Source organism: Micromonospora lacuserhaii (assembly GCF_036902735.1).
Classification (GTDB): domain Bacteria; phylum Actinomycetota; class Actinomycetes; order Mycobacteriales; family Micromonosporaceae; genus Micromonospora.
Window position 1 is genome coordinate 1 of record NZ_JBAKHO010000121.1, and the last position, 1,626, is coordinate 1,626.

Consider the following 1,626-nt stretch of genomic DNA (forward strand, 5'->3'; position numbering starts at 1 on the left):
AGGTCTCCGCGTACCCGGACGCCTACGCCCAGTGGGAGCAGCAGGCCGCCGACCTCGTCGCCACGCACTGGAACAGCTGACCCGCAAGCAAGCAAACGCTGGCCGGCACCCCTCACAGGGGTGCCGGCCAGCGGCATATCCGAACCTTGGACAGTTACCGTCCACAGCTAACGGCAACCGTCCAAGATCTCCCGTAGCCGGGCGGCAGCGGGTGGTCAGACCGCGCGGCGTCCCTCGAACGCGCGACCGAGGGTGATCTCGTCGGCGTACTCGAGGTCGCCGCCGACCGGCAGGCCGCTGGCCAGCCGGGTCACCGCGATCCCCATCGGCTTGACCATCAGCGCGAGGTACGTGGCAGTCGCCTCGCCCTCGGTGTTGGGATCGGTGGCGAGGATCAGCTCCCGGACCACCCCACTGCTGAGCCGGGTCATCAGCTCGCGGATGCGCAGGTTGTCCGGGCCGATCCCCTCCAGCGGATTGATCGCCCCGCCGAGCACGTGGTAGCGGCCGCGGAACTCACCGGTCCGCTCGATCGCCACCACATCCTTGGGCTCCTCGACCACGCAGAGCACCTCGTCGGTACGGCGCGGGTCGCGGCAGATCCGGCACTGCTCGGATTCCGCCACGTTGAAGCAGGTGGTGCAGAACCGGACCAGCTCCTTGACCTTGCGCAGGGCGCCGGCCAACCGGTTGACGTCGGCGGGGTCCGCCGAGAGGACGTGGAACGCGATCCGCTGGGCGCTCTTCGGGCCTACGCCCGGCAGTCGCCCCAGCTCGTCGATCAGGTCCTGGATGGCACCTTCATACATCTGAGGATCAGAATCCGGGCAGCCCGAGGCCGCCCATGCCACCGGCGACCGGGCCCATCTTCTTCTCGGTCAGCTCACGGGCCGCCTCGGCGGCGTTGTGCAGGGCCGCGACGACCAGGTCCTCCAGGGTCTCCACGTCCTCCGGGTCGACCGCCTTCGGGTCGATCTTGATGCTCTTGATGTCACCGGAGCCGGAGACGGTCGCGGTGACCAGGCCGCCGCCGGCGGTGCCGGTCAGCTCGGCCTCGGCCAGCTCGGCCTGGGCCTTGGCGATCTGCTGCTGCATCTTCTGCGCCTGCTTCAGCATCTGCTGCATGTTCGGCTGTCCACCTGGGCGCACGGATGGCTCCTTCTCGCACTCGTCTGCTCGGCCGCGCCCAGCCTAACCGGGGCGGCCCGTGGTCCGGTCGGGGGAACACCCCGCGTCAGCGGGCATCCACCTCGTCGATCTTCTCGGCGCCGAACGCCTCGCGGAGCAGCTGCACCGCCTGCTCCTCGCTGGACTGCCGGGCCGTCCGCTCGTCGATCACCTCGTCCAGCGGCTCGTCACCCGGGTCGAAGCCCTCGTAGGTCTGGGCGGCCGGCTGCGAGCGGCCACCACGTACCGGCCCGTCGTAGTCCGGGTCGTACGGCGGCTCGCCGGCCCAGTCCGCGTCCGCGGTCTTCCGGGTCGCCTGGGCGGTCCGCGGGCCCTTCCCCACACCGGCGGCGGCCGCTGCGGCTGCCGCGCGGGCCGCCGCGATCGCACTGCTCACCGGCGCGCCGCCGGGGCCGGCCGAGGGCGGCGTCGCCCGCGGTCCGGCCGGCTTCGGTACGG

At 71.6% G+C, this 1,626-nt stretch carries 2 protein-coding genes and 1 pseudogene; all 3 read right to left on the reverse strand.

Going from position 1 to position 1,626, the window contains the following annotated elements; all coding sequences use genetic code 11:
* Window positions 1–215 precede the first annotated feature (215 nt).
* Window positions 216–809 (reverse strand): recombination mediator RecR, encoded by a 594-nt coding sequence (recR, locus tag V6U81_RS29005; RefSeq protein ID WP_334494228.1) that lies wholly within the window; start codon window positions 807–809, stop codon window positions 216–218.
* 7 nt (window positions 810–816) lie between these two features.
* Complete coding sequence (locus V6U81_RS29010; RefSeq protein WP_334494230.1) at window positions 817–1,125, reverse strand: YbaB/EbfC family nucleoid-associated protein; 309 nt, start codon at window positions 1,123–1,125, stop codon at window positions 817–819.
* Window positions 1,126–1,234: 109 nt separating this feature from the next.
* Window positions 1,235–1,626: pseudogene (locus tag V6U81_RS29015) on the reverse strand (DNA polymerase III subunit gamma and tau); the annotation flags it as partial.